This window comes from Accumulibacter sp., assembly GCF_036625195.1.
Lineage (GTDB): Bacteria > Pseudomonadota > Gammaproteobacteria > Burkholderiales > Rhodocyclaceae > Accumulibacter.
Window position 1 is genome coordinate 629,518 of sequence record NZ_JAZKUG010000001.1, and the last position, 25,492, is coordinate 655,009.

Here is a 25,492-nt window from a genome sequence, read left to right on the forward strand (position 1 = left end):
CAGCAAGCCTCGCAGCGTCGCCGGGGCATGCCGCAACCTCAAGCACCTTCTGAACCGTAACCATAGCCGTACCCATAGCCATAACCGTAGCCATATCCGTCCTGTGACACTGTCCGCGCCTGATTCAGCAGCATCAGCTTCACCGGACACGAATCGATCGTCATCAGAGCATGCTTGACATCGTTACGGGCAGTGCTTGCGGCCTTCACCACCACCACCACCTGGCCCATGTGACTCGCCAGGACCCGCGACTCCGTGGTCATCAACAGCGGCGGTGAATCGAAAATGATGATCCGGTCCGGATAGCGGCTGGCCATCTCGTCAAGCATCTGCGCCATTGCCGCACTGGCCAGTAGTTCGGTTGCACGGGCGTGCTGCGTACCGCTTGGCAGGATGCTCAGCTTCTCGACGTTGGTGCGCAGCAGCACCTGCGAGAGTTCCACCGACTGATCGGTCAGCACATCGAGCAGACCGCGCGCCGGCTCAACGCCCAGCATCTTCAACACCGAGGGCTTGGGTACATCGGCGTCGACCAGCATGACCGTATTGTCGAGTTCCATGGCGATACTGATCGCCAGATTGATCGCCGTGAAGCTCTTGCCCTCACCCGACAGCGCACTGGTCACCATGATCAGGTTGCCACGCTTCACAGGGGCAACTCCTCGGCCCATGGCGTTGGCGATCAGCGGCCGCTTGACGACGCGGAACTGGTCCGCCAGTTGCGAGCGTGGCGCATCGGGGCTCATCAGACCGCGGGCCGCGAGCGCCTGCAGGTCGATCTCGACGCGCCGCGACACTGGCGCAGGTGCCGGTGGCGGCGCCGTTGCCGCAACGGCGACCGGGGCCGCACCCCGGGTTGCCGCTGCGGCACTGACCACCGGAGCGGACGGGCCAGCTTCCAACGATGCGGCGGCGTTCGGCACGCGGGTCTCGGCGCCCGCGTCCGTTGGCCTTTGATCATCGTCCGATGTCGGACCATGTACGGAAACCCCAGCCTTGCGCAACTGCTCGAGACGTTTCGCCGCTTGTTCAATGAGGCTCATCGGTTTTCCTCAGGCAGTACGGACGGAAATGAGAAACAACGCAAGCAGACCAGCCCCATAGGCACCGATCAGCGTCAGGCAAGCTGCGGCGAAACGCAGCATGTCCTTCCTCTCGCGCTGCTTGCGCGCATCGTCGACCAGCAGCGTCACTGTTCCCAGCAACGGCAGGCCGCTCGTTTCGCGCAACGACCGCGCATCGAAGAAGACCGGGCGCAACTGACTCGTGGCAAAGGTGGCCGCGATGCCAGCGCCCAGGGCGAGCAGCAGGGTCAACGGCAGGAAGAGGGTCCGGTTTGGTGCCACCGGTTTCGGCGAGGCCCGCGGCGGATCGATCAGCCGGAAATCCACCCCTGCTGCGTTCTCCATCTCGCTTCCCATGCTGGCCGACTCACGCCGCTGCACCAGTTGTTCGTAGTTCTTCTTGTTGATCTCGTAGTCGCGATTGAGCTGGGCAAACTCGGCTTCGATCTGCGGCATCATTTTCGCTGACTCGGCGAGACGATTGTAGCGGGTCTGATACTCGGCGACGCGGGTACGCAGGGCGGCAACGTTCGCATCGGCCTCGGAGAGCGTCAGCTTCAGCTGCTGCTGTGCCGGGTTGCCGCTCAGCGACGCCGCCGGATTGGTCGCTGCCGCCTTCCGACGGGCAGCAACCTCCTGCCGTTTCTGGTCCTCCAGTTCCTTGATCAGACGACGCGCACTGACGACATCGGGATGCTGGTCGGTGTAGCGCTGCAGCAACCCATCGAGGTTCTTCTGCAAGGCATCGATGCGCGCATCCAGTTCAGGAACCGAGATGCCGGCGATGGATTCCTGCGCCGGGTCCGGCATGAGCGAGGGCTCGTCGCCGACGATGTGCCGCTTGAGCGTGTCGCGCGACTGCTCGGCCTCGCGCAACTGCAGTTTGCTCTGCTCGAGCAGTGCTCCAGCGGCAGTCAAGCGCGCGAAGTAGTCCTTGCCCTCGGCGCTCTGGGTCGCCATGTTGCGGATCTTGAACTCCTTCAGGCGCGCCTCCGCCTCCTCGAGCCTCTTCTCGTACTGCGTGATCTCCTTGTCGAGAAACTTGCGTGCCGACTCCGTGTCCTTGCGCGCATCACCCAGGTTCGATTCGACGAAGATCGACACCAGCGACTGCACTACCCGCTTCGCGCTCTCCGGATTGGTGTCCCGATAGGTGATCGTATAGATGTTGTCCCGCGACGTGTTGTTGATCTTCAGCGAGGACATCAGCCCTTCGATGAGACTTTCGCGATCCGACCGCGACTGGACCTTCAGATCGAGATCAGCCATTCTGATCAGCTTCTCGACGTTGGGACGGGTGATCAGGGTGCGGCTCAGCATGTTCACCTGCTGGTCGATGTTGGGCTGTGTGACCAAGCCCGACATCAGGGGTCGCAGGATCGACTGCGTGTCGACATAGACACGGGCCGACGCCTCATACTTGTCGGGAATGACAATCACCGCCACGACGCTGGCGAGACCCACGATCCAAGCGACGATGATCCCCAGCCAGCGGCGCTGCCACATTCCGCGCAGGACGGCGATAGCCTGTCGAAGCAGTTCATCCATCGGATTCAGACTTTATCAGTTAGCGGTTGCGGCCCCCGCCAGACAGCACGGCGCGAGGGCACAGGATGGAAGCAGGATTTGAAACAGGACTGCCTGCCGTCCGTGGATCAGAACCAGCTCTGCGGGATGATCAGCACATCACCCGGTTTCATGTCGACGTTCGCCGAGACATCTCCGCGTCGAATCAGGTCGGTGAGGCGAACGCCATACTGCTGGCTCGGTCCTTCGGGGTTGACGCGCAGGACAGACGCGCGATTGCCATCGGCGAAGTCGGTCAGGCCACCAACGGCGATCATCACGTCAAGCAGAGTCATGTTCTGTCGGTAGGGAAGCGACTGCGGCTTGGCCGCCTCGCCGATGACCCGGATCTGTTCGGCCTGGGTACCGACAAAACCGGTGACGATGACGGTAACGATCGGATCGCGGATGAAGGTTCCGAGTGCCTTCTCCATGTCGCGCGCCAGAGCGGTCGGCGTCTTGCCCATCGCCTGCATGTCCTCGATCAATGGACCGGCAATGAGTCCATCTGGACGCACAGGCACCGACATCGAAAGCTCCGGATTGCGCCAGACGACGATATTGACGTTATCGCCAGGACCAATGATGTAGCGATAGTCCGACGATGCTGCCGAGACCGGCGCCGGGGGGAACGGCGAGGCGCAACCGGCGATCAAGGCTACGGTAACGGCCGGCACGAACCAACGAAGGACAACGCCAATTACGGCGTTCAGGCGCTTGGGCATGGTTTTCTCCTATTCAAATCCCCAGCTTGGAAACGGTTCACCACAAGTGACTCGTGCCCGGGCCGGCGGCCCCCCCAGGGAGCGCGCCACAGTATAGTGGAATTGGCCCGGGCGGCAAAAAAAGGCGCAGCGCTCGAGCGAGCGCAACATCGCCCGCAGGATTGTGAGCCCACACTGCTTGCTACCCATAACGGACGCCTGCTCCCACGCACCGCAACACCACGAGTGCCCTTCCTGGTCAGACGCTGCCCAAGAGGGCGTGGCAACGGTCGAAGGATACCGGCTGCAGCACCTCGCACAAGGGAAATAACGCACACTGCACACCATTTCTTGAGCAATGGCGGCGAAAACAACAGACGATACGATAACATGCTCATATAAGTGCTCAACAGGAGGGTGACCTGACAGCGCCGGGTCGCCATGAGGATCCGTCGCACCACCCCGTCGTCCGCCCATGAAGATCGCTACCTGGAACGTCAACTCGCTCAAGATCCGCCAGCCACAGCTCCTGGCATGGCTTGACAGCGGCCGCCCGGACATCGTCTGTCTCCAAGAGACGAAGCTTGAGGACTGCAGTTTCCCGAGGCTGGAACTTGAAGCCCATGGCTATCACTGCACGCATGCCGGCCAGAAGACCTATAACGGTGTCGCCCTGCTGACCCGGGAGACCACGTCGGACGTGGTGGTCGGCAATCCCCTGCTACCTGACGAGCAGATGCGCCTGTTGACGGCGACGGTCCGGGGAACCCGTGTCGTCTGTGCCTACGTCCCGAATGGCCAGGCAGTCGGCAGCGACAAGTACCGGTACAAGCTCGCCTGGCTGGAGGCCCTGCAGCGCTGGATCAGCGAACTCCTGGGCAACAATCCGCAGCTCATCGTCGCCGGCGACTTCAACATTGCGCCCGAAGACCGCGATGTCCACGATCCGATCGCCTGGGCCGGACAAGTCCTCTGCTCGGAAGCCGAGCGCCGTGCCTATCGGGCCCTGCTGGACCTTGGTCTGCACGACAGCTTTCGCCTGTTCGCACAGGCCGAGCGGAGTTTCACATGGTGGGACTACCGCATGCTCGGCTTTCAGAAGAACCGTGGATTGCGCATCGACCACATCCTGCTTTCCTCGCCACTGGCTGCCCGCTGCACCGCCGCAGGCATCGAACGCGAGATGCGCAAGCTCGAACGTCCTTCGGACCATGCACCGGTCACCGCGGAGCTGGCGGATTGATGGCAAAGCCAGCGGATCCGCAACAGGCGCTATTGCTGCTCTACCCGGCACTGCGCAGCTTGCCGGCAGGCCAGCTGGCGGCATTGTGTCAAGCGGCGACCCTCCTGCAGTTGCCGGCCGGCCGAGAGGTGTTTGCCGAGGGACAGACGTGCACGGGATTCCCGCTGATCCTCCACGGCACGATCAAGGTAGTGAAGATCTCGGCAGGCGGACGCGAGATACTGCTCTACCGGGTCCCGGCAGGCGATTCGTGCGTCATCACCTCCAGCTGCCTGCTCGCCGGCAGCCCGTATTCCGCGCGCGGCATCGCCGAGACGCCGGTCTCGCTGCTCCTCGTGCCAATCGCCGTTTTCGAGGAACTGGTCGCCACCAACCGCCCGTTTCGCGACTTCGTCTTTCGACTCTTTGCCGAACGCATCGCCGAGCTGATGCAACTCGTCGAGGAGGTCGCCTTCCAGCGTCTCGACCAGAGACTCGCCAAGCTCCTGCTTGCCCGCGGCGACGCCATCAACTGCACCCACCAGACCCTCGCCGAAGAGCTCGGAAGCGTTCGCGAGATCGTCAGTCGCCTGCTCAAGAACTTTGCTGCCGCCGGCTTCGTGTCGCTCGCGCGCGAGCAGATCCTCGTCGTCGATCGTGCGGGCCTCCGGCAACTGGCCGACGCTGGGCGCTGAGCCTGCGGCTATTGGCGCCGATTCGCCCAGGTGGCACAGTAAACTCTGTGACCACAGTTACATACATCGCGGCGATCGCAGCCTATCCTGCAGCGATCGTCAACAACCGCAAAACGGAGTTCATCATGAAAACCAACGTTGGTGGAATCGACAAAGTGCTGCGTATCGTGGTCGGAATCGCGCTCATCACCATGGCCGCCCTGGGCATGATCGGCGCCTGGGGCTGGATCGGGGTCGTGCCCCTGCTGACCGGCATCTTCAGCGTCTGCCCTGCCTACACGCTACTCGGCATGAATACATGCCCGGTAAAGAAGAATTCCTGAAGAGGATCCCGGCCGCCGGGAAGCGACTGGGAGCCTCCTGCAAGGTGGTCCTCCAGACCGCACGCGGAGCCCCCCGTCGTCTCGCGCCGCATGCAACGACGGGAACCCTCGTCGTGGCCATGGCCGCGGTTTGCGTCCAGCATGTGCCGATCAGGCATCCATGACATTCGCCATCGATGCCGACCGCGCGAGCTAGCAGCCTTGCCGCGAGTTCGCCAAGCGAACGAAATCGGCAACCGTCAGTTCTTCAGCACGACAGCTCGAGGCAAGACCCAGCGCTGCCAGCTGTGAACTCTCGACCAAACCGCCGAGACTGTTGCGCAGCATCTTTCGCCGCTGCGCGAAAGCAGCTGTAACGAGCGCGGCGAAACGCGTCTCGTCGTTTGCGACCAATTCCTCTGGTGGCCGCGGAACCAGACGCACCACCGTTGAATGGACCCGCGGCGCCGGGTCGAAGGCCGTGGGCGGCACATGCAGCAATGCTTCCATCTCGAAACGGTACTGCAGCATGACCGACAGGCGACCGAAGGCGCTGCAGCCCGGAACCGCGACCATGCGCTCGACGACTTCCCGTTGCAACATGAAGTGCATGTCGCCGATCACGCGAGCGAAGTGTACGAGGTGGAAGAGAAGTGGCGTCGATATGTTGTACGGCAGGTTGCCGACGATCCGCAACCGGGCGCCTGTCGCAGCCTCCAAGCAGCCGAAATCGAAATCGAGAGCGTCGCCAGCGTGTATCGTCAGACGATCGGGCGGGTACCTTCGCTGCAGACGGGTAATGATGTCGCGATCGATTTCGACCACGTGCAGGTGGTCCAACTGCTGCAGCAGTGGACCGGTCAAGGCTCCCAGACCGGGACCGATCTCGACCATCCGGTCGCCGCGTTGCAGCCGCAGGCAGCCGACAATGCCGGCAATGACCTCCTGATCAACCAGGAAATGCTGGCCAAACCGCTTGCGCGCGCGATGCGGCCACAGCCGATCAGCGGTTGCCGTCAGCGGCACGCCATCTCGATGGCCTGTTCGATGGCGACGAACAGGCTGCCCGGATCGGCCTGACCGCTGCCTGCCAAGTCGAGGGCGGTACCATGGTCGACCGAAGTGCGGATGATCGGTAAGCCGAGGGTCACGTTGATGCCGTGACCGAAGCTTGCGTACTTCAGGACGGGTAGGCCCTGGTCATGGTACATCGCCAGAACGCAGTCACCGCGCGCCAGTACGGGCCGCGAAAACATCGTGTCTGCCGGCAGCGGCCCAAGCAAGGTCATCCCTTCCTCCGAACGCAGACGTTCGAGAACCGGAATGATGACATCAATCTCCTCGCGACCGAGGTAACCGCCCTCCCCAGCGTGCGGATTGAGCCCGGCAACCAGGATGCGAGGACGGCTGATGCCGTACTTGCGGCCCATCTCCCGGTGCAGGATGCGCAGAGTCTCCTCGAGTGCCACATGGGTCACGGCAGCGGGCACCTGCTTGAGAGGCAGGTGCGTCGTCACCAGCGCAACCCGCAGCCCACCACCGGCAAGCATCATCACCACCCGCGAGGTGTCGGTCTGTTCGGCCAGGTACTCGGTATGCCCCGTGAACTGCATGCCGGCGTCGTTGATCACGCCCTTGTGTACCGGTGCGGTGACCATCGCCGCAAACTCGCCGGACCGGCAACCGGCCAGCGCGCGATCGAGCATGGCCAGGACCTGCGGCGCGTTGGCGGCGTCGAGGCGGCCAGCTGACGCCCGTGCGGCCAACGGCAGATGCAGCACGTCCAGGGTGTCCGCACGCGGTGGCTGCGATGCTTCCCAGTCACGCAGGCTGACCGGCAGTCCCAGCGACGCCGCACGCTCGGCCAGCATGAAGCGGTCGGCGAGGACGACGATACGAGCCGCAAAGGGTGCCTGGCGCACACGATCAAGCAAGCGCAGGCATATGTCTGGGCCAATGCCCGCGGGCTCGCCAACGGTCACCGCGATCACCGGCAGGCGGGACACGACCTAGCCCTCCTCCAGCCGGATTTCTACATAAGCACGGTCGCGTGCCTGCCGCAGCCAGTCTTGGTACGCCTCGTCACGCTTGCGCTCGCGCAACGCCTGACGGGCGGCCACTCGCTGTCGCTCGCTCGACACATCCTGCACCCGCCGCTCAAGCACCTCGATCAGGTGGTAGCCGAAAGGCGACTGCACCGGCTGACTGAGTTCGCCTGGTGCGAGTTGATTCATGGCGCGCTCGAACTCGGGAACCGTGTCACCGGGATAGATCCAGCCGAGGTCGCCCCCCTTGGACGCCGATCCGTCCTGTGAGAAGAGCCGCGCCAGTTCGGCGAAGCGCTCGCCATGGCTGATCCGCTGCCGCAGACCCTCGATCTTGTGCCGCGCCTCGGGTTCGGAGACGATCTCGTTCACCTTGATCAGGATATGGCGGGCGTGCGTCTGCTCGACCGCCGCCACCGCGCCGCCGCCACGCTTGTCCAGCAGCTTGACCAGGTGAAAGCCATTGGAGCTGCGAAGAATCGGTGACACTTCACCCACCTTCAGCCTGCCGCTGGCCTCGGCAAAGATCGCGGGCAGGCGATCGATGGGCCGCCAGCCGAGGTCACCGCCCTTCATGCCGTCCGGAGCATCCGAGTAGCTTGCTGCCAGTTGGCCGAAGTCATCACCCTTTCGCAGCCGATCAAGCACCTGTTCCGCCTTGGCCCGCAGCTTCTGGATCTGCTCGGGGCTGGCGGATTCGGGCGCGCGCAGGAGAATGTGCGCCAGCCGATACTCCTCGCCCGCTCCCCCCGGAGTCGACAGACCCGACAGATAGTTGTCGATCTCACCGTCCGAAATGAATATCTTGCTGTCGACTTCGCGCTCGCGTACGCGGGCGATGGTCATCTCGGCGCGGATTTCCTCGCGAAAGCTGGCAAAGGCGATACCGTCCTTCTCCAGCGCAGCCCGGAACTGAGCAAGCGTCATGCGATTGCCGTTGGCAATGCGTTGCAACGCCTGCTCCAGTTGTGCGTCGTCGACACGCAAGCCCATGTCGCGAGCCAGTTGCAGTTGCACCCTGTCGACCACCAGCCGTTCCAAGACCTGCCGCTCGAGCACTTCCCTGGGCGGTGGCTGTACTCCCTGTCGTTTCAGCTGCGCCAAAGCCGAGTCGAGACGCACGCGCAAGTCATGCCTCGTGATCACCTCGTCATTGACCACGGCAATCACCCGGTCAACCGGTACGGGCTGGCTGCCAGGCCGCTGCTGCGCGACCGCTGCGCCGACGAGACAGCAGCCGACCAGAACGCCGCGCAAGAGTAACGTGATCATCAACTTTACCACTGGGCGAGACCCTCGTCACTGCCTGTCGCCCCACCGGCGTAGCCAGGAATGCGGCGTTGCAGGAGGCTCTGGGTGCTCGAACCCAGGCTCGACAGGCCATTGAGTTCCAGTTGGACGAAGAACTGCGTCGTCGAATCGGCCTGCGCCGTCTGCAACCGGTGTGCCACCGTGCGCACGGCCCAGCAACCGGCATTGTATTCCAGGCCACCGATGATCTCGATCGGCGTATTCTGCAGGAAGGAGTAGTTGTAGCGGCCCACCGCCTGCCAGCGACCAGTGATCGGCCAATATCCGGAAAGGTCGACCTGCTTGATGGGCACCGAAGCCTCGGTATTGAAAATGTAGCTCGCGTTGAGCGCTCTGCCTGGCGATGGATGGTAACGGGCACCAACGGCGTAGCGCTCGAACTGCGAGTCGCTTGGGTCATACTGCAACGCCGCGTCCACATACACCCTGGGCCAGATCTGGCCACTGAAAGCCGCCAGGAAATCGGACGACCCCCACTTGCGGTTGGTGGTACCCGGCAACGCCACCTTGTCGTCCGTAAAGTAGAAAAGTTGGCCAATCATCGTGCGCATGACCTCGGCCCCGGTCACCGGATCGATCAGGCGTGAACTCAGGGCAGCTGTCAGCTGGTTGGCATTGTTGAAGCGATCCCAGCCGGAGAACTGGTTGTCGGCAAAGATCTGGGCGAAATTGAAGTCCGCCAGCGCGGTGTCGAAGATCGGTATGTCGTCCTGGTTCTTGTAGGGAATGTTGAGGTAGAACAGACGGGGCTCGAGCGTTTGCGTGTACTCGCGGTCGAACCAGACGCTCGACCTTTCGAAAGTCATTCCCGAATCGACACTGAAGATCGGCAAGGTACGGCTGATCGATTCCGGGCGCAGAACGCTGCCGGCAGGATAAGAAAGGTCGTAGTGGGTGATGTTTACGCCCACTCTTGGGGTAACGTACCACCCTGGGGTCACGAACGGAACCGAAATCTGCGGCTGCAGGACAATCCTCTGCCCTTCCACCAGAGCCTTCTCGGGATGGACGAACGAGGTGTACTGACCGTAGAAGGAACTGTCAGTGAAGAACAGATCCGGCTGCCGGGCATTGACGGTGATCTGTGGTAGCAGACGATATGGCTTCGTGACCGGATTCTTCGGGTCCGGCTCCAGGGTCTGGAAAGACTGGACGTTGGCCGTCGCCGTCCACCAACCACCGCCGCTATAGGTGACGGTCCCCTGCTGCAGGAGTTGTACGCGCGACGTATCCGTGATGCGGCTCGATAGGTCGGTGTAATAGTCGTTGTCCGAGACGCGGTTGTAGTTCACCGTCCCGCTGAAGCCGCTCGCCGTCGCCTGCGAGTACTGCAGACCGACGCCCCAGCGATCCCGGTCCGCCAGCCGGTCATGTGGCAGATATTCGACCAGCGCCTCACCGCGGTAGATGCCGCCAAACGCCTCGTTGAGGTAGCGAAACTGGCTGCCGAGTTGCACGCCACGCTTGGTCAGCAGCCGCGGTTCGAAGGTGGCGTCCATGTTCGGCGCGATGTTCCAGTAGTAGGGCACCGTCACTTCGATACCGCTGCTGTTGCTGGAACCATAGCTCGGGGTCAGGAAACCCGACTTGCGCTCGTTGTTCAACGGGAACGACATCCATGGCGAATGGAGAATCGGCACGTCGAAGAAGCGGATCGTGGCGTCGCTTCCTGTTCCCACCTCGTTGTCGTAATCCAGCTTGAGGTCGGCGACGGTCAGATACCAGTCTTCGCTGCCTGGCTTGCAGGTAGTGTAGGTCGCGCTGGTCAGACGGAACTGATTCTCGCCTTCCAGATCGATGCGCCCGGCCTCGCCACGCGCCTCGGTCAACTCGCTGGCCGGCTTCGGCGCCGTCTTGACCTTGCTCTGACCCGGCTTGATGGCGATCACCCGCGGCGCAGCGAAACCTGTCGTCTGGTCCACGTCGGCGGCTGGCACGACCGTCGGTTGCCGCTTGATGAAGTAGGACGCCTGGTCGACAAAGCCGACCTGATCCTCGAGTTTGAGGCGTGCCTGCGCACCCGAAATGCGGTCTTCGGCCTGCCGCAACTCGACGTTGCCTGTTGCCTCGACCTCGTCCTCGACCGGCGAATAGGTCATCCGGTCGGCGGTGAGGACGGCGCCGGCCTGGCGCAGCTCGGCATCCTCCTCGGCGACGACCTCGCGATCGAGAACGCCCGAAAGGCTGCGCCCACTCAGGAACACGGGTCGCGGCACATCGCTGTCCGGCGGTGACGGCTGCACGGCAGTAGCTGCCTGCAACGCGAGCGGTGGTCCAGCCACGGGTCGGGTCGTCGGTGTGGCAACGGACGCCGGTACCGCCGGCGGCGCTGCCGGCAGCTGGCCACCACCGCCGATTGCCGGGCTGGTAGCGACCGCCGCCGGCGCAACCGGTGGCGAGCCCGCCGCAGCGCGGGAAGCGGGAAGCGGCGGCGTGGTTTCGCCGACCGTGCTCTCCGCCGCCGCTGCCGGAGTCGCCGCGGCTGCCTGGGTAGTCGCTGCAGTCGGGACTCCCCGCGCTGACTCCGCAGCTGCAGCCGGCGCCGTACTGGCTGCCGACGGTGCCGTCGCCGTTCCGCCACGAGAACCGGAATCGCCTGTTGCTTTGGGGGCCGCTGCGGCGGCAGGCGAACCCGGCAACGGGCGCGCCTCCACCACCGGCTGCTCGACCGCTCTCACGTCGGCCGCAGATCGCTCCGATTGAGCGTCGACAGCCGGTCGTGCAGGTGCAGGGGGCGGCAAGCCGAGCAGCCGCGGGTCGACCCGGAAGGGTAGCGTGCCCTGTCCACGCGCAGCGGTGGACAAGCTACCAGCCAACGCCCCGGCGACAGCGCAACAGAAGATCAAGGTCGTCGGCTTGCGCCGAAAAGGAAGCTTCATTCCGCTGCGTGTCAGTTGATGGGAGGGCGAGTCGTCGGTCGTCGGCACATGGGGCGGGCAGGCGGATGCTAGAATCGGCGAATTTTAGCACCATCGTCAAAGGAGAGGCGGCATGCCGCGCACGACCCTGCTGCAGCACTGGGTACAGACTTTGTTCGCGCAGCAGTTCCCTGGGCGGCCCATCCCGGTGGAGCCGGCTTCGGCCGATGCCAGCTTCCGGAGGTACTTCCGACTCACCCTGCCCGACGGGAGCACCCGGATCGTCATGGACGCGCCACCCGACAAGGAGGATTGCCGCCCGTTCCTGCGGATAGCGACGCTCTTCCGGCGTGCCGGCGCGCATGTTCCCGAGGTCCACGCAGAGAACCTCGAACACGGTTTCCTGCTGCTCTCGGATCTGGGCAGCACGACCTATCTGCAAGCGCTGGTGGACAGGAGTGCCGCCGCACCACTCTACCGCGACGCCAACAGGGCGCTCATCGCCATCCAACTTGCCAGCCAGCCCGGCCAGCTGCCGGAGTATGACGCTGCGCTGCTCGGTCGCGAACTGGCCCTGTTCCCCGAATGGTACCTGCGGCGACACCTCGGCCTGACCGTCGACGCCGCGCTCGATCGTGATCTGCAGGCGGTCTTCGCCGCCGTTCTGGCCAACAATCTGCAACAGCCACGGGTCTTCGTCCATCGCGACTATCATTCGCGCAACCTGATGCTGGTTGGCGAGGGATCGGCAGCCTTTCCAGCCAACCCGGGCATACTCGATTTCCAGGACGCGGTCTATGGCCCACTGACCTACGACCTCGTCTCGCTCTATCGCGATGCTTACATCGACTGGCCGGAGGAGCAGGAACTCGATTTCGTGATCCGCTACTGGGAAGCGGCGCGCCGCGCCGGGCTGCCGGTTCAGGACGATTTCCATGACTTCTACCGCGACTACGAGTGGATGGGCGTGCAGCGTCAGCTCAAGGTCCTGGGGATCTTCGCCCGTCTCTGCCATCGCGACGGCAAAAACGACTACCTGCAGGACATGCCAAGGGTCATGGCCTACCTGCGCCGCACCTGTGAGCGCTATGGCGAACTCGGAGCACTCGCCAGGCTGTGTGAACGCCTCGCAGGGCAGCGGCCTGGCGTCGCCTTCGGATTCTGATGAAGGCCATGATCCTGGCGGCGGGGCGCGGTGAACGGCTGCGCCCGCTGACCGACACGACGCCGAAACCGTTGCTTCGCGCCGGCGGACGGCCGCTGATCGTCTGGCACCTGCAGCGCCTCGCGGCAGCCGGCTGGCGCGAGGTGGTCATCAACCACGCCCACCTCGGCCACCAGATCGTGGCGACGCTCGGCGATGGCGCCGAGTTCGGCCTGTCGATCACCTACTCGCCCGAACCACAGGGCGCACTCGAAACCGCGGGAGGGATGGCCGCAGCCCTGCCGCTGCTTGGCGCGGACCCGTTCCTGGCGATCAACGGCGACATCTGGTGCGACTGGGATGTCGGCCGCGCCCGACAGGTGGTCGAGAGCAGGAACCGCCGACAGCGCGGCGCGCACCTCGTTCTCGTCGACAACCCGCCGCATCATCCAAGGGGAGATTTCCAGCTCGCTGGCAACGAGGTCGTGGCTGCCAACCGGTCCACCGACGAGGACACGCTGACCTACGCCGGAATCGGCGTCTTCTGGCCCGAGTTCTTTGCCGGCGTCGCGCCCGGCGCCGTCATGAAGCTGCGCCCCCTGCTGGACGCCGGAGTCCACCGCCGGCTCGTCAGCGGCGAACGGCACGCGGGCCGCTGGGTCGACGTCGGAACCAGCGAAAGGCTCGCGCTGCTGGACTTGGAGCTTGGACGGAGCGGATGAACCACCAACCCTATTCTCGCCGCCGCGAGATCGTCCTTGAACGTCTGGGTGACGGGGTGGCCATCATCCCGACCGCACCAGAGAAGCTGCGCAACCGCGACGCCCATTATCCCTACCGCTTCGACAGCTACTTCTGGTACCTCAGCGGCTTCCCCGAACCCGAGGCGGCGATCGTCCTGATTGGCGGCAAGGAAGCCAGATCGATTCTCTTCTGCCGCGAAAGGGACGAGGCGCGCGAAGTCTGGGATGGCTTCCGTTACGGGCCGGAAACCGCCGCCGAAGCCTTCGGCTTCAGCGAAGCGCACCCGATCGGCACCCTTGAGGAGAAGCTGCCGGACCTGATCGCCAATCGTGGCAGCCTGTGGCACTCGCTTGGTCATGAACCGGCATGGGACCGCCGAATCGCTGCAGCGCTCAACACGGTTCGTGCGAACAGCCGCAGCGGCGCGCGTGCGCCCGGCGAAATCCGTGATCTGCGGGCACTGCTCGACGAGATGCGGCTGATCAAGGACGCGCACGAGATCGACCTCATGCGACGGGCGGCCGACATCGCCTCGGCCGGCCACGCACGCGCCATGCATGCCTGCCGGCCTGGAATGGCCGAATATGAGCTGGAGGCGGAACTGGGTTACGAGTTCCGCCGCCGCGGTGCCGATGGACACGCCTATCCACCCATCGTCGCGGGGGGATTGAACGCCTGTGTCCTGCATTACGTCGCGAACAACAGACTGCTGGCGGGAAGTTCCCTGGTCCTGATCGACGCCGGCTGCGAGTTGGCCGGCTACGCCTCCGACATCACCCGTACCTTCCCGATCAACGGCCGCTTCAGTGCCGAGCAGCGGACGGTCTACGAGATCGTCCTCGCCGCTCAGGAGGCAGCGATCGCCGCCATTGTCCCCGGTGCATCATTCATGGATTACCACCACGCCGCACTTCGCGTTCTCGTCCAGGGGCTGATCGATCTCGGCTTGCTCAGTGGCAGTGTCGACGGAGCAATCGAGAGTGATGCGTACAAGCCCTGGTACATGCACCGGACTGGCCACTGGCTCGGGCTCGACGTGCACGACGTCGGCGATTACCGCAGCGGCAACGGCAACCAGGAGTGGACCCGACTCACCCCCGGCATGACCCTCACCGTCGAACCTGGTCTCTACTTCCGTCCGGGAGTGAACGTGCCGGAGCACCTGCATGGCATTGGCGTGCGCATTGAGGATGACGTGCTGGTCAGCGAAGGAGGCTGCCGGGTCTATACCAGCGCCCCGAAAACCATCGCCGAGATTGAAGAGGTCATGCACCATGACTGAGCACCGGGAATCGGTCGACATCGCGATCATCGGCGCCGGCCCGGTGGGAATGACGCTTGCGCTGGCACTGGCCGGCGGCCCGCATCGCCTGCGCCTGATCGACGCGCGGCGGCGCGGCGCCTGGCGCGGCGACCCGCGGGCGCTTGCCCTGTCACACGGCACGCGGCAGGTTCTGGAAGGGCTGCAAGCGTGGAACCTCAACGCGGCAACCGCCATTTCGTCGATTCACGTCTCGCAGCACGCCGGCTTCGGTCGCACCCTCATCGACGCCAGTGACTACGGACTGCCGGCCTTGGGCTATGTGATGCGTTACCGCGAACTTGCTGCAGCCCTCCATGCACGCCTGGAAGATTCCGTATTGCTTGACAACTGCAGTGTGCTGGGCGTCGACAGCGACGGACACAGTGCCGAGCTCATGCTTGCTCGCCCTGATGAGACTTGGCGCATCAAGGCGCAACTCGTCGTCCATGCCGAGGGCACGCCGGGCCACGACGGCGCCGTCCGCGTCTGCGACTATCGCCAACACGCCGTGGTCGCCGAGGTCAAGCCGACAGCGGCCCACGATCATCGCGCGTGGGAGCGGTTTACGAGCGACGGACCGATCGCCCTGCTGCCACTGGGCCCTGACTACTCGCTGGTGTTCACGGTGCCCCAGGCGAGGGCAGGGGAGTTGCTCGACCTCGACGAAGGCGCTTTCCTCAGCGCTCTCCGGATTCCCTTCGCGCATCGCCTCGACTTCATCGCCTGCGGCCCGCGCGCAAGCTTTCCGCTGGCGCTGCGAATGCGTCGGCAACTCACGCTCGGACGGCAGGTGTGGATTGGCAACGCCGCGCAGACGCTGCACCCGGTCTCCGGCCAGGGCTTCAACCTTGGCCTGCGCGACGCCTGGGAACTCGCCGACACGCTGCGCGGGTGTGCCAGCGGCGATGCCGGGGACGCTGCAGGCCTCGCGGCGTACGGACGCCGGCGGCGGATCGACCGCAGCGGCAGCGCAGTTTTCACCGACGGCATCGTGCGCGCCTTCTCGAACGATCTGGCGCCGCTGCGCCACGCACGCGGACTCGGCCTGCTGGCGCTCGAGTTGCTGCCGCCGCTGCGTCACTTCGTCGCCCGGAGAATGATCTGGGGTGCGCGCGCCTGGCCGTAGCCACATTCGCTGTCGCACGCACCCCACCAGCGACGCGACCGCAGCCAGATGAGGCCTGCGATGTTCCGCTTTATCGCTGATTGGGCTAGACTTGTTCGCCTGCCCACTCTAGCCCAGCACGCGCGACGATCTCATGCAGCGAACAGACAGGACTCCTCAGCCCATCGAATTCAAGGGCACTACCCTGCCGGTAGTCGTCGTCACCCTGCGTTCGCTGCAAGCGGACGAACTGGCGCGTGCAGCCACGGCACTGTTTGGTGGAAACGACTTCTTTGACGGCGATGCCGCCGTGCTCGACCTGGCGCAACTGGTCGAGGTTCCCGAGCCAGACTGGCGACGGCTGAAACAGGTGTTCAAGGCGCACGGCCTGAACGTCATTGGCGTTCGCGGCGGCAGCGAGGACTTGCGTTATGGAGCCGCCTTCGCCGGCTTGCCGACCTATGCGTTCAACGACCGTCCGCCCACCGCCACGGCCGCACTGGCGGCCGCAGCGAGCCCCCCACCCCCTGTCGAGAAGACACCGGCCATCCAGGTTGATCCGGCGCCGCCGCCGGCCCCGACTTCCACCAGGACGCCAACGCTGTTCATCAATCGGCCCTTGCGTTCCGGGCAACAGGTGTACGCCCGTGGCGGCGACCTGGTTGTGCTGGCAGCAGTCAATGCGGGTGCTGAGGTGATTGCCGATGGCAGCATCCACATCTACGCGCCCTTGCACGGGCGTGCACTTGCCGGCGCAAGCGGTGCGGCGGAGGCGCGCATCCTGTGTACGCGCTTCGACGCCGAACTCGTTTCGGTGACTGGACTCTATCGGACGTTCGACGGTGGCGTCCCGAAGGAACTGGCTGGCCGAGCGGTCCAGGTGAGACTGGCGGAACGTGCCGACGGCAACACCAACCAGTTGCTCGTCGAGGCACTGAACACCGACTGACGCCACCGTGGCGAGGTGGCTTGGCCCGCCACCGCGGCAGCTTGGCTTGCGACAGAATGCGCATTCTGCAGGTAGAATCGCATCTTTGACTTGCGGGGAAACATCCGTGACACGTATTGTCGTCGTGACATCCGGCAAAGGCGGAGTGGGCAAGACCACCACCAGCGCCAGCTTTGCATCGGGCCTCGCCCTGCGTGGTTACAAAACGGCCGTGATCGATTTCGATGTCGGCCTGCGCAATCTCGATCTGATCATGGGTTGCGAGCGCAGGGTCGTATATGATCTCGTCAACGTCCTCAACGGTGAGGCAACCCTCACCCAGGCGCTGATCAAGGACAAGCATGTCGAAAGCGGAACTCTCTACGTCCTGCCGGCCTCACAGACCCGCGACAAGGATGCCCTGACCGAGGAAGGCGTGGAAAAGGTCCTCAAGGAGCTCGAACACATGGGCTTCGACTATGTCGTCTGTGACTCTCCGGCAGGCATCGAGAAGGGCGCGGTAATGGCTCTGACCTTCGCCGACGAGGCTCTGGTCGTCAGCAACCCTGAGGTGTCTTCAGTACGCGATTCCGACCGCATCCTCGGCATCATCCAGGCCAAGTCGCGGCGTGCGCTGCTCGGAGTCGAGCCCGTCAAGGAACACCTGCTGATCACCCGTTACTCGCCAAAGCGGGTCAATGATGGCGAGATGCTGTCTTACAAGGATGTCCAGGAAATCCTCCGCGTTCCCATCATTGGCGTCATCCCCGAATCCGAAGCGGTCCTGCAATCGTCAAACGCGGGCACGCCGGCGATCCATCTTGCCGGCACCGATGTCGCCGGTGCCTACCTCGACGTCGTCGGACGCTTTCTTGGCGAAAGCATTCCCTTGCGTTTCGTCGACTATGAAAAGCCTGGACTGTTGAAGCGACTATTCGGGAGTAAATGAGGATGTCCCTGTTCTCCCTCATCTTCGGCAGCAAACCGAAGACGGCAGCGATCGCCAAGGAACGTCTGCAACTGATCATCGCGCACGAACGCAACGGCGGCAGCAGCCAACCGGATTTTCTGCCGGCCTTGCAGCAGGAACTGATGGCGGTGATCTCGAAGTATGTTGCGGTAAACCCGGAGGACATCAAGGTATCGCTGGAGAAGCAGGGCAACTTCGAGGTTCTGGAGGTGAACATCGTCATGCCGGAGGCTGGCAGCAGGCCCTGAGAGGTTGTGCAGGCACCGTCGTTGGAAGCAGGCCGCAAGGCAAGGTGCCAGCGAGCCAACGACGAGACGTGCCGAGCGGTCAGCGGAAGGCGACCTTCCCGATCTAGGTCGCCTCGCTCGCGTCCGCCCTACTTCCTCTCCATCTCCCGTGCAGCACGGATCAGATCTGCGTCGAGCACCGAGGTGTCCGTTCCGTAGCAACGCACCATCTCGATCTCCTCGTACACCGGCGCGTCCAGTGCGGCGTCGGCGGCCTTGGGCATGGCCGCACCATAGTGCTGCCCGCGCCAGCGAGCGACCAGAATCTCCTGTTCAGTCAGCCCCGTGTTCAGTCCGGGCGGGATCTCGACGCCCAGTTCGATCAGCACCTTCAGCACCTCCTTCCGCTTGCCGCGAATGGCCATCGACACGGGCGAAGTGGGCTGCGAGTTGTCCGCCGTATTGACCTTGGCACCCCGCCTGACCAACTCGCGCACGATGTCGGGAAAACCCATGAAGCATGCCACGCCCAAGGGCAAACCCGGGTCGCCACGTCCATCCTGCAGCTCGACCGGAGCACCTGAATCCAGAACCGCCAACACCTCCTGCAGACGTCCACTACGGATGGCCTTGAGCAGGTCGATTGCAGAGTTCACTCGTTACCCTCCGCTTCAGTCCAGAGACTGATCACTGACGACGATCCCGTCAGCATCGACGTAGATCCACTCGCCGGGCCGGAACGTCACACCGGCAAAGGTGACCGCCAGATCACGTTCGCCAACGCCCTTCTTGATGCTCTTGAGTGGATGCGTATTGAGGGCACGCAGGCCGAGATCGATGCGAGCGATCGGCTCCGAGTCCCGAATACAACCGTACACCACGATTCCCTGCCAGCCATTGCGCTGCGCCAAGATCGCCAATTGGTCGCCAACCAGTGCACAGCGCAGAGAGCCGCCACCGTCGATCACCAGCACCTTGTCGTGGCCGCCTTCGGCAAGCACTTCACGGACCAGAGAGTTGTCCTCGAACACTTTAAGCGTGACGATGCGCCCGCAGAAGCTGGAGCGCCCCCCATAACGCTGGAAGACCGGCGAAACGACGCGCACGGCACCAGCTACCGTCAGGGCCTCGTGTCTGTCGAGCAGGTCGGGAGTGCTGATGCTCATATGGTTGCCTTTCGCCCTTACGGGACGCGAGAAACTGCACACACCCTACCGTGTGACCGTCGGTAGTGGAACATTCAGGCAACGACCTCGGGCTCTTCCTCGAAGACCAGTTTCACCTTCTCGTCGTCGTCGAGGTCGACCGTGACGTGGCCACCATGCGCCAGCCGGCCAAACAGCAGTTCGTCAGCCAGCGAGGCGCGGATCGTGTCCTGTATCAGTCGCGCCATCGGCCTGGCACCCATCAGAGGATCGAAGCCCTTCGCTGCGAGATGCTCCTTCAGGGCACTGGTGAACACCACCTCGACCTTCTTGTCATGCAACTGAGCTTCGAGCTGCATCAGGAACTTGTCGACCACGCGCAGGATGATCTCGTGGTCGAGAGCCCGGAACGAGATGGTTGCATCGAGCCGGTTGCGGAACTCGGGTGTGAAGATGCGCCTGATCTCGGCCATTTCGTCACCGGCCTGCCGCGACGGTGTGAAGCCCATCGTCGCCTTCTGGATTGCCTCCTGTCCCGCGTTGGTGGTCATGATGATCACCACGTTGCGGAAGTCCGCCTTGCGGCCATTGTTGTCGGTCAGCGTGCCATGGTCCATGACCTGCAGCAGGATGTTGTAGATGTCCGGGTGTGCCTTTTCGATCTCGTCGAGCAGCAGCACGCTGTATGGCTTCTTGGTGATGGCCTCGGTCAACAGGCCACCCTGGTCGAAGCCGACGTAGCCGGGCGGCGCCCCGATCAGGCGGGAAACCGCGTGCCGTTCCATGTACTCGGACATGTCGAAGCGCACCAGCTCATTGCCGAGGCAGTAGGCCAATTGCTTGGCGACCTCGGTCTTGCCCACACCGGTGGGACCGGAAAAGAGGAAGCTGCCGATCGGTCGCGTCGGATTGCCCAAACCCGATCGGGCCATCTTGATCGCCCTGGCAAGTGCGTCGATGGCGGCATCCTGGCCAAACACCACCGCCTTCAGGTCGCGGTCGAGGTTGCGCAGGTTGTTGCGGTCATCGGACGAGACGTGCGTCGACGGGATACGGGCAATTTTGGCAACGATCTCCTCGATGTCGATCTTGCCGATCAGCCTCTTCTGCTTCGATTTCGGCAGAATCCTTTGCGCAGCACCGGCTTCGTCGATGACATCGATCGCCTTGTCCGGCAGGTGCCGGTCGGTGATGAAGCGCACCGACAGTTCCACGGCCGACGTCAGCGCGGCAGCCGAGTACTTGATGCCATGGTGGGCTTCGAAACGGGACTTGAGGCCCTTGAGGATCTCCACCGCCTCGGCGCTCGAGGGCTCATTGACATCGATCTTCTGAAACCGTCGCGACAGCGCATGATCCTTCTCGAAGATGCCACGATACTCGTTGTAGGTTGTCGCACCGATGCACTTCAGTTGCCCGGTGGAAAGCGCCGGCTTGAGCAGGTTCGAAGCATCGAGGGTGCCGCCGGAAGCCGAACCGGCACCGATCAGGGTGTGGATCTCGTCGATGAACAGGATTGCCTGCGGGTTCTCGCTCAGTTGCTTGAGCACCCCCTTCAGACGCTGCTCGAAATCACCACGGTACTTGGTGCCCGCCAGAAGGGAACCCATGTCGAGACAGTAGACGTTGGCCTTCGCCAGGATCTCCGGGATGTCGCTCTCGACGATCCGTCGTGCCAGTCCTTCGGCAATGGCTGTCTTGCCGACGCCCGCTTCCCCGACCAGCAAGGGGTTGTTCTTCCGCCGCCGGCACAGCGTCTGAATCACTCTTTCAAGCTCGGTGTCACGGCCGATCAGGGGATCGATCTTGCCCTGCAAGGCGAGTGCGTTGAGGTTGATCGTGTAGCTGTCAAGGGGTCCGGCTGCCGCCTGCTGGTCGGCTTCCGGCTCGGGTTCGGGTTCGCTTCGCGGCGCGTTCTGCGGTACCTTGCTGATCCCATGCGAGATGAAGTTGACCACGTCCAGGCGCGTGACGCCCTGCTTCTGCAGATAGTAGACCGCGTGCGAATCCTTCTCGCCGAAGATCGCGACGAGGACGTTCGCCCCGTTCACTTCCTTCCGCCCGGAGGATTGGACATGCAGGATGGCGCGCTGGATGACGCGCTGGAACCCCAGTGTCGGCTGCGTGTCGATCTCGTCCTCACCGGATACCGTTGGCGTGTGCTCGCCGATGAAGCGGGTCAGATCCTTGCGCAATTGCTCGATGTTCGCCCCGCAAGCCCGCAGAGCTTCGGCTGCAGACGGGTTGTCGAGCAGCGCCAGTAGCAGGTGCTCGACGGTGATGAACTCATGGCGCTTCTGCCTCGCTTCGACAAACGCCATGTGCAAACTCACTTCAAGTTCCTGCGCAATCATTCAATTTTCCTCCATGACACACGCCAGCGGGTGCTGGTTGCTGCGTGCGAAACCTGTAACTTGTTCTACCTTGGTGGCAGCGACGTCGCGCGGGTAAACTCCACAGACACCTCTGCCTTCCGTGTGCACTTTGAGCATGATCCGCGTTGCCTGTTCACGATCCATTGCAAAGAACCTCTGCAGGACGACGATGACGAAGTCCATCGGCGTGAAATCATCGTTCAGCAGCAGTACCTTGTACAGTGGCGGTGGCGCTAGCTGCGTACGCTTGGTTTCGAGGAGTGATCCGTCCTGATGCTTTGTTGCCATGGCAGAATTCTAACAGTCCATACGGATACGCAATACCACCCGCGGTCGCTTTCGGCAAGTCGCGGGCCACTTGCGCACGCTGGCAAGCAAAAAAGCTTGACGCCCCGGCCTGCTTTAGCGTAAAAAGCCGGCATGCTCCGGATTCATTGCGCAGCGAGGTCGTTCCAGCTGTGTGACATACCTTGTCGGCGGTTGTTGATTTGGAGGCATGCAAGTCGGGCAATGCCCGGATTCAGTCTTTTTTGAAGGAAGTGGCAATATGGCAACTGGTACAGTGAAGTGGTTCAATGACGCCAAGGGTTTCGGCTTCATCACCCCGGACGATGGCAGCGAGGATCTCTTCGCCCATTTCTCCGCGATCAGCATGGGCGGATTCAAGACCCTCAAAGAGGGCGAAAAGGTTTCCTTCGACGTGACGCAGGGCCCGAAGGGCAAGCAAGCATCGAACATCGCGCGCACCTGATACTTTCGGGGACGCACCAAGTACCCGCCTCCGGCGGGTTTTTTTTCTCAGCGTTTGGTGCGACGGGTCGCTGCCTATGGGGCAGTGATGATGGCTTCGTCGCGACGCCGGTCTCCCCTGCTATCGGTCCACTCGACCGCAATCCGGTCGCCCGCCTTCAGTCCGCGAGCGTAGAAGGAGAACAGGGGATTGCGCGCGATCGCCGTGTTCAGTTGGCCGCCGACGAGGAGCGCGCCGTTTGCCGTGACCGAGAAGCTCTGTATGAAGTGCGCGGGAATCAACTGTCCGCTGCCGGCGTCCTTGCGCTGACCCGTCTCCATCGGATGCGGCATGAGGACGCGGATCTCGGTCACTTCGCCCTGCAGGCTGGCGCGAATCCGGATTGCTTCACCCATCCCAGACTCGTCTCCTTCAGGCGCCACACCCGCCAAGCGTCACCTTGACTTCACGGCTCGCATGGTAGTTCTTTCCGTCAGCCGCCCTGACGACAACGCGTACGCTAGATGACTCGGCCATTTTGACTTGCAGCCGGACGCGCGCCTGCGCGCCCCCGGCGAATGTCAGGCTGGCCGCCAGCGGCATGGGGTTCTTCTCGATGAAGATGCTGATGCTCTGGCTATCCGGTATGTTGCTGATCACCTCGACTGGTACCTGAGCACCATTGTCGGCGATGTCGACCGTCTTGATGACGATCCCGCCGCTGGCGATGGAACCGCCTGCGCCAGCCGCTCGAATCGCTTCGGACAGACCGGTGGCGGTAAAGGCCGCACGGTTCCCGTCGGCAGCCAGAACCGCAGTGGGCTGCAGCAGATCGCCAGCCACCACGACGCCAGCACTGGCGCCTGCGGTGGCTGCCTTGAGCAGCAGACGACGCAGGCGGTCCACGTCACCCGCTTCTGCCGGCAGCATGGCCTCAGTCACCCTGCCAGTGCCCGGAGCGACCGCCGCCCTTCTCGAGCAGGCGAACACCTTCCAGGCGCATGCCGCGATCGGCGGCCTTGCACATGTCGTAGATCGTCAGCAAACCGATGCTGACCGCCGCCAGAGCCTCCATTTCGACACCGGTGCGACCGAAAGTCTCGACACGCGCCTTGCAGGCGACGCGGCTGTTCCGGCCATCGATCTCGAACTCGACCGTGATTCGGGTCACGGGAATCGGGTGGCAGAGCGGGATGAGGTCCGACGTGCGCTTGGCACCCTGTATCGCCGCGATCCGGGCAACAGCCAGCACGTCGCCTTTGCTAGCCGAACCTTGAACGATGAGCGACAGGGTCTCCGGGCGCATCGAGATGAAGCCAGTGGCAGTCGCGTGCCGGAGCGTCTCCGCCTTCGCCGTAACGTCGACCATCTGCGCCTGACCATGCCGATCAAAATGGGAGAAAGGGCTCGTAGGCATCGCCGAAAAGAATCTCTTGCGACAGGCGGTACAAGCGGGCCGTACCACAGACAGACTCTGTAACGCTCAGTCACACTTTCTCGGCTTCCGCTCCGGTATCATACCACCCATCGCCTCCGCAAGAAGACTGGAAAACCCGTTTGATGCCTCTGCTGCGTTTCGTCGCCGTGGTGTCCTTGGCAACCGCCATGACGTCCTCGGCAGCCTTGACCACGGACGAACTGCCAGACTTGGGTGAGGCCGCCCGTGCCGAGCTGTCGCCACAACTGGAACGTAAGATTGGCGAGCGGATTCTGAACGAGATCCGCCTGCGCGAGCCAAGCTATGTCGACGATCCCGAGTTGTCGGATTACCTCAACCGCTTGGGAGCTCGGCTGCTCGCAGCCAGCGCGGACCCCACGGCCGACTGCCACTTCTTTCTTGTCCGCGACAACACCGTCAATGCCTTTGCCATGTTCGGTGGTTTCATCGGCGTAAACACCGGCACCCTGCTGACGGCGCAGTCGGAGTCCGAACTGGCGGCCGTCCTGGCGCACGAAATCTCGCACGTGCTGCAGGCACACTTGGCGCGACAGATCATGCGCGAGAAGCAGAGCTCGGTCGCCACCATGATCGCCATGGCCGTCGGCGTGCTCGCCGCTCGCTCAAACTCGCAAGTGGCACACGCCGCCATCGCTTCGGCACAAGCCGGGTCGATACAGGCGCAGCTCGCCTACAGCCGCGATTTCGAACGTGAGGCCGATCGCGTCGGTTTTCAGACATTGGGGCAGGCCGGCTTCGACGTACGCGGGATGGCGGATTTCTTTGGCCGCCTGCAACAGGCGGGCAAGGTCTATGAAAACAGCGCCCCTGTCTACCTGCGATCACACCCGCTGACCGTCGAGCGAATGTCGGACATGCAGAACCGGGCGCAGAGCGCCCCCTATCGCCAAGTGGCCGACAGTCTCGACTTCCAGCTCGTTCGGGCCAAGTTGCGAGCCCAGGCGAGCACACCGCAGGAGGGAATCAGTGAGTTCGCCAGACAACTTCGGGAGAAGAAGTATGCGTCAGAGGTGGCAGTCCGTTACGGGCTGAGCTACTCGCTGCTGCGAGCAAAGGACACCGCCGGAGCACAGCGCGAGTACGACGCACTGGCCGCGCTGAAACCCTCGTCGCCGCTGCTTGCCGGGCTGGCAGCGGCGATCAGGATCGCCGACAGCGACCCGGTCGGCGCAGCGGCGATCTATCGTGAGGGCCTGCAGCGCTATCCGCAGTCCATGGCCTTGGCCTACGGTTACGCTGACGCGCTCCTCGCTGCGAAGGAGTACCAGCAGGCTCGCATCTTCCTCGATGCGCAGTTGCAGCTTCGTTCGTCGGACTACAAACTGTACGGCTTGTTGGCCAGGACCTTTTCGGCAACCGGCAAGCGCCTGCAGCAGCATCGCGCGCAAGCCGAGTTCTATTTTCTGCAGGGACAACTCGGACCCGCCGTCGAACAACTGCAGTTTGCGCAACAGGCGGCCGACGGGAGTTTCTTCGAGCAGTCAGCAGTGGACGCACGCTTGCGCGAACTGCGCCGACTGCAGGCTGAGGAAGCGAAGCAGAGAAGAAGCGGTTTCCAGAGCTTACAATAGCGACTTGGCTTTCTTGCGGATCAC

General features: G+C 63.4%; 26 protein-coding genes. 12 read left to right on the forward strand and 14 right to left on the reverse strand.

Going from position 1 to position 25,492, the window contains the following annotated elements; genetic code table 11:
• Positions 1-38: 38 nt before the first annotated feature.
• The 3 genes from V5B60_RS02845 to V5B60_RS02855 form a co-directional block, all read right to left on the reverse strand.
• A complete protein-coding gene (locus V5B60_RS02845) occupies positions 39-1,043 on the reverse strand; it encodes an XrtA-associated tyrosine autokinase (RefSeq protein ID WP_332345520.1) in 1,005 nt (334 codons plus the stop codon).
• A 9-nt stretch (positions 1,044-1,052) separates the two neighbouring features.
• A complete protein-coding gene (locus tag V5B60_RS02850; RefSeq protein WP_332345521.1) occupies positions 1,053-2,612 on the reverse strand; it encodes an XrtA system polysaccharide chain length determinant in 1,560 nt (519 codons plus the stop codon).
• 107 nt (positions 2,613-2,719) lie between these two features.
• On the reverse strand, positions 2,720-3,355 hold the full coding sequence (locus V5B60_RS02855) for an XrtA/PEP-CTERM system exopolysaccharide export protein (protein WP_332345522.1): 636 nt from the start codon (positions 3,353-3,355) through the stop codon (positions 2,720-2,722).
• Positions 3,356-3,809: 454 nt separating this feature from the next.
• On the opposite strand from V5B60_RS02855, the gene xth reads away from it, so the two are divergent.
• The 3 genes from xth to V5B60_RS02870 all read left to right on the forward strand — a co-directional run bounded on the left by xth (position 3,810) and on the right by V5B60_RS02870 (position 5,574).
• Positions 3,810-4,577, forward strand: a complete 768-nt coding sequence (xth, locus tag V5B60_RS02860) for an exodeoxyribonuclease III (RefSeq protein WP_332345523.1) — start codon at positions 3,810-3,812, stop codon at positions 4,575-4,577.
• The gene (locus V5B60_RS02865; RefSeq protein ID WP_332345524.1) at positions 4,577-5,251 is read left to right on the forward strand and encodes a Crp/Fnr family transcriptional regulator; all 675 of its coding nucleotides are present in this window, start codon (positions 4,577-4,579) and stop codon (positions 5,249-5,251) included. The genes xth and V5B60_RS02865 overlap by 1 nt, the downstream gene beginning before the upstream one ends.
• A 125-nt stretch (positions 5,252-5,376) precedes the next feature.
• Positions 5,377-5,574 (forward strand): YgaP family membrane protein, encoded by a 198-nt coding sequence (locus tag V5B60_RS02870; RefSeq protein ID WP_332345525.1) that lies wholly within the window; start codon positions 5,377-5,379, stop codon positions 5,572-5,574.
• 192 nt (positions 5,575-5,766) lie between these two features.
• On the opposite strand, the gene rsmA is transcribed toward V5B60_RS02870, so the two are convergent.
• From rsmA to V5B60_RS02890, 4 genes are read right to left on the reverse strand one after another with little or no spacing between them, the layout of a single operon-like run.
• Positions 5,767-6,579 carry a 16S rRNA (adenine(1518)-N(6)/adenine(1519)-N(6))-dimethyltransferase RsmA gene (rsmA, locus tag V5B60_RS02875; protein ID WP_332345526.1) on the reverse strand — a complete coding sequence of 271 codons (813 nt, stop codon included), beginning with the start codon at positions 6,577-6,579 and terminating at the stop codon, positions 5,767-5,769.
• On the reverse strand, positions 6,570-7,559 hold the full coding sequence (gene pdxA / locus V5B60_RS02880; RefSeq protein WP_332345527.1) for a 4-hydroxythreonine-4-phosphate dehydrogenase PdxA: 990 nt from the start codon (positions 7,557-7,559) through the stop codon (positions 6,570-6,572). Before pdxA ends, rsmA begins: the two co-directional genes overlap by 10 nt.
• A 3-nt stretch (positions 7,560-7,562) precedes the next feature.
• The gene (locus V5B60_RS02885) at positions 7,563-8,870 is read right to left on the reverse strand and encodes a peptidylprolyl isomerase (RefSeq protein WP_332345528.1); all 1,308 of its coding nucleotides are present in this window, start codon (positions 8,868-8,870) and stop codon (positions 7,563-7,565) included.
• 5 nt (positions 8,871-8,875) lie between these two features.
• Entirely contained in the window at positions 8,876-11,191 is a 2,316-nt protein-coding gene (locus tag V5B60_RS02890) for an LPS-assembly protein LptD (RefSeq protein ID WP_332345529.1), read from the reverse strand.
• A 709-nt stretch (positions 11,192-11,900) separates the two neighbouring features.
• Here V5B60_RS02890 and V5B60_RS02895 point away from each other — a divergent pair.
• The 7 genes from V5B60_RS02895 to minE all read left to right on the forward strand — a co-directional run bounded on the left by V5B60_RS02895 (position 11,901) and on the right by minE (position 18,209).
• On the forward strand, positions 11,901-12,932 hold the full coding sequence (locus V5B60_RS02895; RefSeq protein WP_332345530.1) for an aminoglycoside phosphotransferase family protein: 1,032 nt from the start codon (positions 11,901-11,903) through the stop codon (positions 12,930-12,932).
• Positions 12,932-13,633 carry an N-acetylmuramate alpha-1-phosphate uridylyltransferase MurU gene (gene murU / locus V5B60_RS02900; RefSeq protein ID WP_332345531.1) on the forward strand — a complete coding sequence of 234 codons (702 nt, stop codon included), beginning with the start codon at positions 12,932-12,934 and terminating at the stop codon, positions 13,631-13,633. The genes V5B60_RS02895 and murU overlap by 1 nt, the downstream gene beginning before the upstream one ends.
• A complete protein-coding gene (locus V5B60_RS02905; protein WP_332345532.1) occupies positions 13,630-14,937 on the forward strand; it encodes an aminopeptidase P N-terminal domain-containing protein in 1,308 nt (435 codons plus the stop codon). The genes murU and V5B60_RS02905 overlap by 4 nt, the downstream gene beginning before the upstream one ends.
• The gene (locus tag V5B60_RS02910) at positions 14,930-16,084 is read left to right on the forward strand and encodes an FAD-dependent monooxygenase (protein WP_332345533.1); all 1,155 of its coding nucleotides are present in this window, start codon (positions 14,930-14,932) and stop codon (positions 16,082-16,084) included. The genes V5B60_RS02905 and V5B60_RS02910 overlap by 8 nt, the downstream gene beginning before the upstream one ends.
• A 133-nt stretch (positions 16,085-16,217) precedes the next feature.
• The gene (gene minC, locus V5B60_RS02915; RefSeq protein ID WP_332345535.1) at positions 16,218-17,012 is read left to right on the forward strand and encodes a septum site-determining protein MinC; all 795 of its coding nucleotides are present in this window, start codon (positions 16,218-16,220) and stop codon (positions 17,010-17,012) included.
• Positions 17,013-17,118: 106 nt separating this feature from the next.
• Positions 17,119-17,940 carry a septum site-determining protein MinD gene (gene minD, locus V5B60_RS02920; RefSeq protein ID WP_332345536.1) on the forward strand — a complete coding sequence of 274 codons (822 nt, stop codon included), beginning with the start codon at positions 17,119-17,121 and terminating at the stop codon, positions 17,938-17,940.
• Between the two features lie 2 nt (positions 17,941-17,942).
• Positions 17,943-18,209 carry a cell division topological specificity factor MinE gene (gene minE / locus V5B60_RS02925; RefSeq protein WP_034935616.1) on the forward strand — a complete coding sequence of 89 codons (267 nt, stop codon included), beginning with the start codon at positions 17,943-17,945 and terminating at the stop codon, positions 18,207-18,209.
• Between the two features lie 128 nt (positions 18,210-18,337).
• Here minE and V5B60_RS02930 read toward each other — a convergent pair whose 3' ends face one another.
• From V5B60_RS02930 to clpS, 4 genes are all read right to left on the reverse strand, one after another.
• Positions 18,338-18,844, reverse strand: a complete 507-nt coding sequence (locus V5B60_RS02930) for an ankyrin repeat domain-containing protein (RefSeq protein ID WP_332345537.1) — start codon at positions 18,842-18,844, stop codon at positions 18,338-18,340.
• 15 nt (positions 18,845-18,859) lie between these two features.
• A complete protein-coding gene (rraA, locus tag V5B60_RS02935; protein ID WP_332345538.1) occupies positions 18,860-19,354 on the reverse strand; it encodes a ribonuclease E activity regulator RraA in 495 nt (164 codons plus the stop codon).
• Positions 19,355-19,428: 74 nt separating this feature from the next.
• Positions 19,429-21,687, reverse strand: coding sequence for an ATP-dependent Clp protease ATP-binding subunit ClpA (clpA, locus tag V5B60_RS02940; RefSeq protein ID WP_332345539.1), 2,259 nt, complete (start codon positions 21,685-21,687; stop codon positions 19,429-19,431).
• A complete protein-coding gene (clpS, locus tag V5B60_RS02945) occupies positions 21,688-21,996 on the reverse strand; it encodes an ATP-dependent Clp protease adapter ClpS (protein WP_034889699.1) in 309 nt (102 codons plus the stop codon).
• A 259-nt stretch (positions 21,997-22,255) separates the two neighbouring features.
• On the opposite strand from clpS, the gene V5B60_RS02950 reads away from it, so the two are divergent.
• On the forward strand, positions 22,256-22,459 hold the full coding sequence (locus V5B60_RS02950) for a cold-shock protein (protein ID WP_034935631.1): 204 nt from the start codon (positions 22,256-22,258) through the stop codon (positions 22,457-22,459).
• A 74-nt stretch (positions 22,460-22,533) separates the two neighbouring features.
• Here the strand turns inward: V5B60_RS02950 and soxZ are convergent, their stop codons facing one another.
• From soxZ to moaC, 3 genes are read right to left on the reverse strand one after another with little or no spacing between them, the layout of a single operon-like run.
• The gene (soxZ, locus tag V5B60_RS02955; protein WP_332345541.1) at positions 22,534-22,854 is read right to left on the reverse strand and encodes a thiosulfate oxidation carrier complex protein SoxZ; all 321 of its coding nucleotides are present in this window, start codon (positions 22,852-22,854) and stop codon (positions 22,534-22,536) included.
• A 16-nt stretch (positions 22,855-22,870) separates the two neighbouring features.
• A complete protein-coding gene (gene soxY, locus V5B60_RS02960) occupies positions 22,871-23,368 on the reverse strand; it encodes a thiosulfate oxidation carrier protein SoxY (RefSeq protein WP_332345542.1) in 498 nt (165 codons plus the stop codon).
• Between the two features lie 4 nt (positions 23,369-23,372).
• Complete coding sequence (gene moaC / locus V5B60_RS02965; protein ID WP_332345543.1) at positions 23,373-23,855, reverse strand: cyclic pyranopterin monophosphate synthase MoaC; 483 nt, start codon at positions 23,853-23,855, stop codon at positions 23,373-23,375.
• Positions 23,856-23,998: 143 nt separating this feature from the next.
• Here moaC and V5B60_RS02970 point away from each other — a divergent pair, with 143 nt between their 5' ends.
• Positions 23,999-25,468 carry a beta-barrel assembly-enhancing protease gene (locus V5B60_RS02970; RefSeq protein WP_332345544.1) on the forward strand — a complete coding sequence of 490 codons (1,470 nt, stop codon included), beginning with the start codon at positions 23,999-24,001 and terminating at the stop codon, positions 25,466-25,468.
• Positions 25,469-25,492 lie beyond the last annotated feature (24 nt).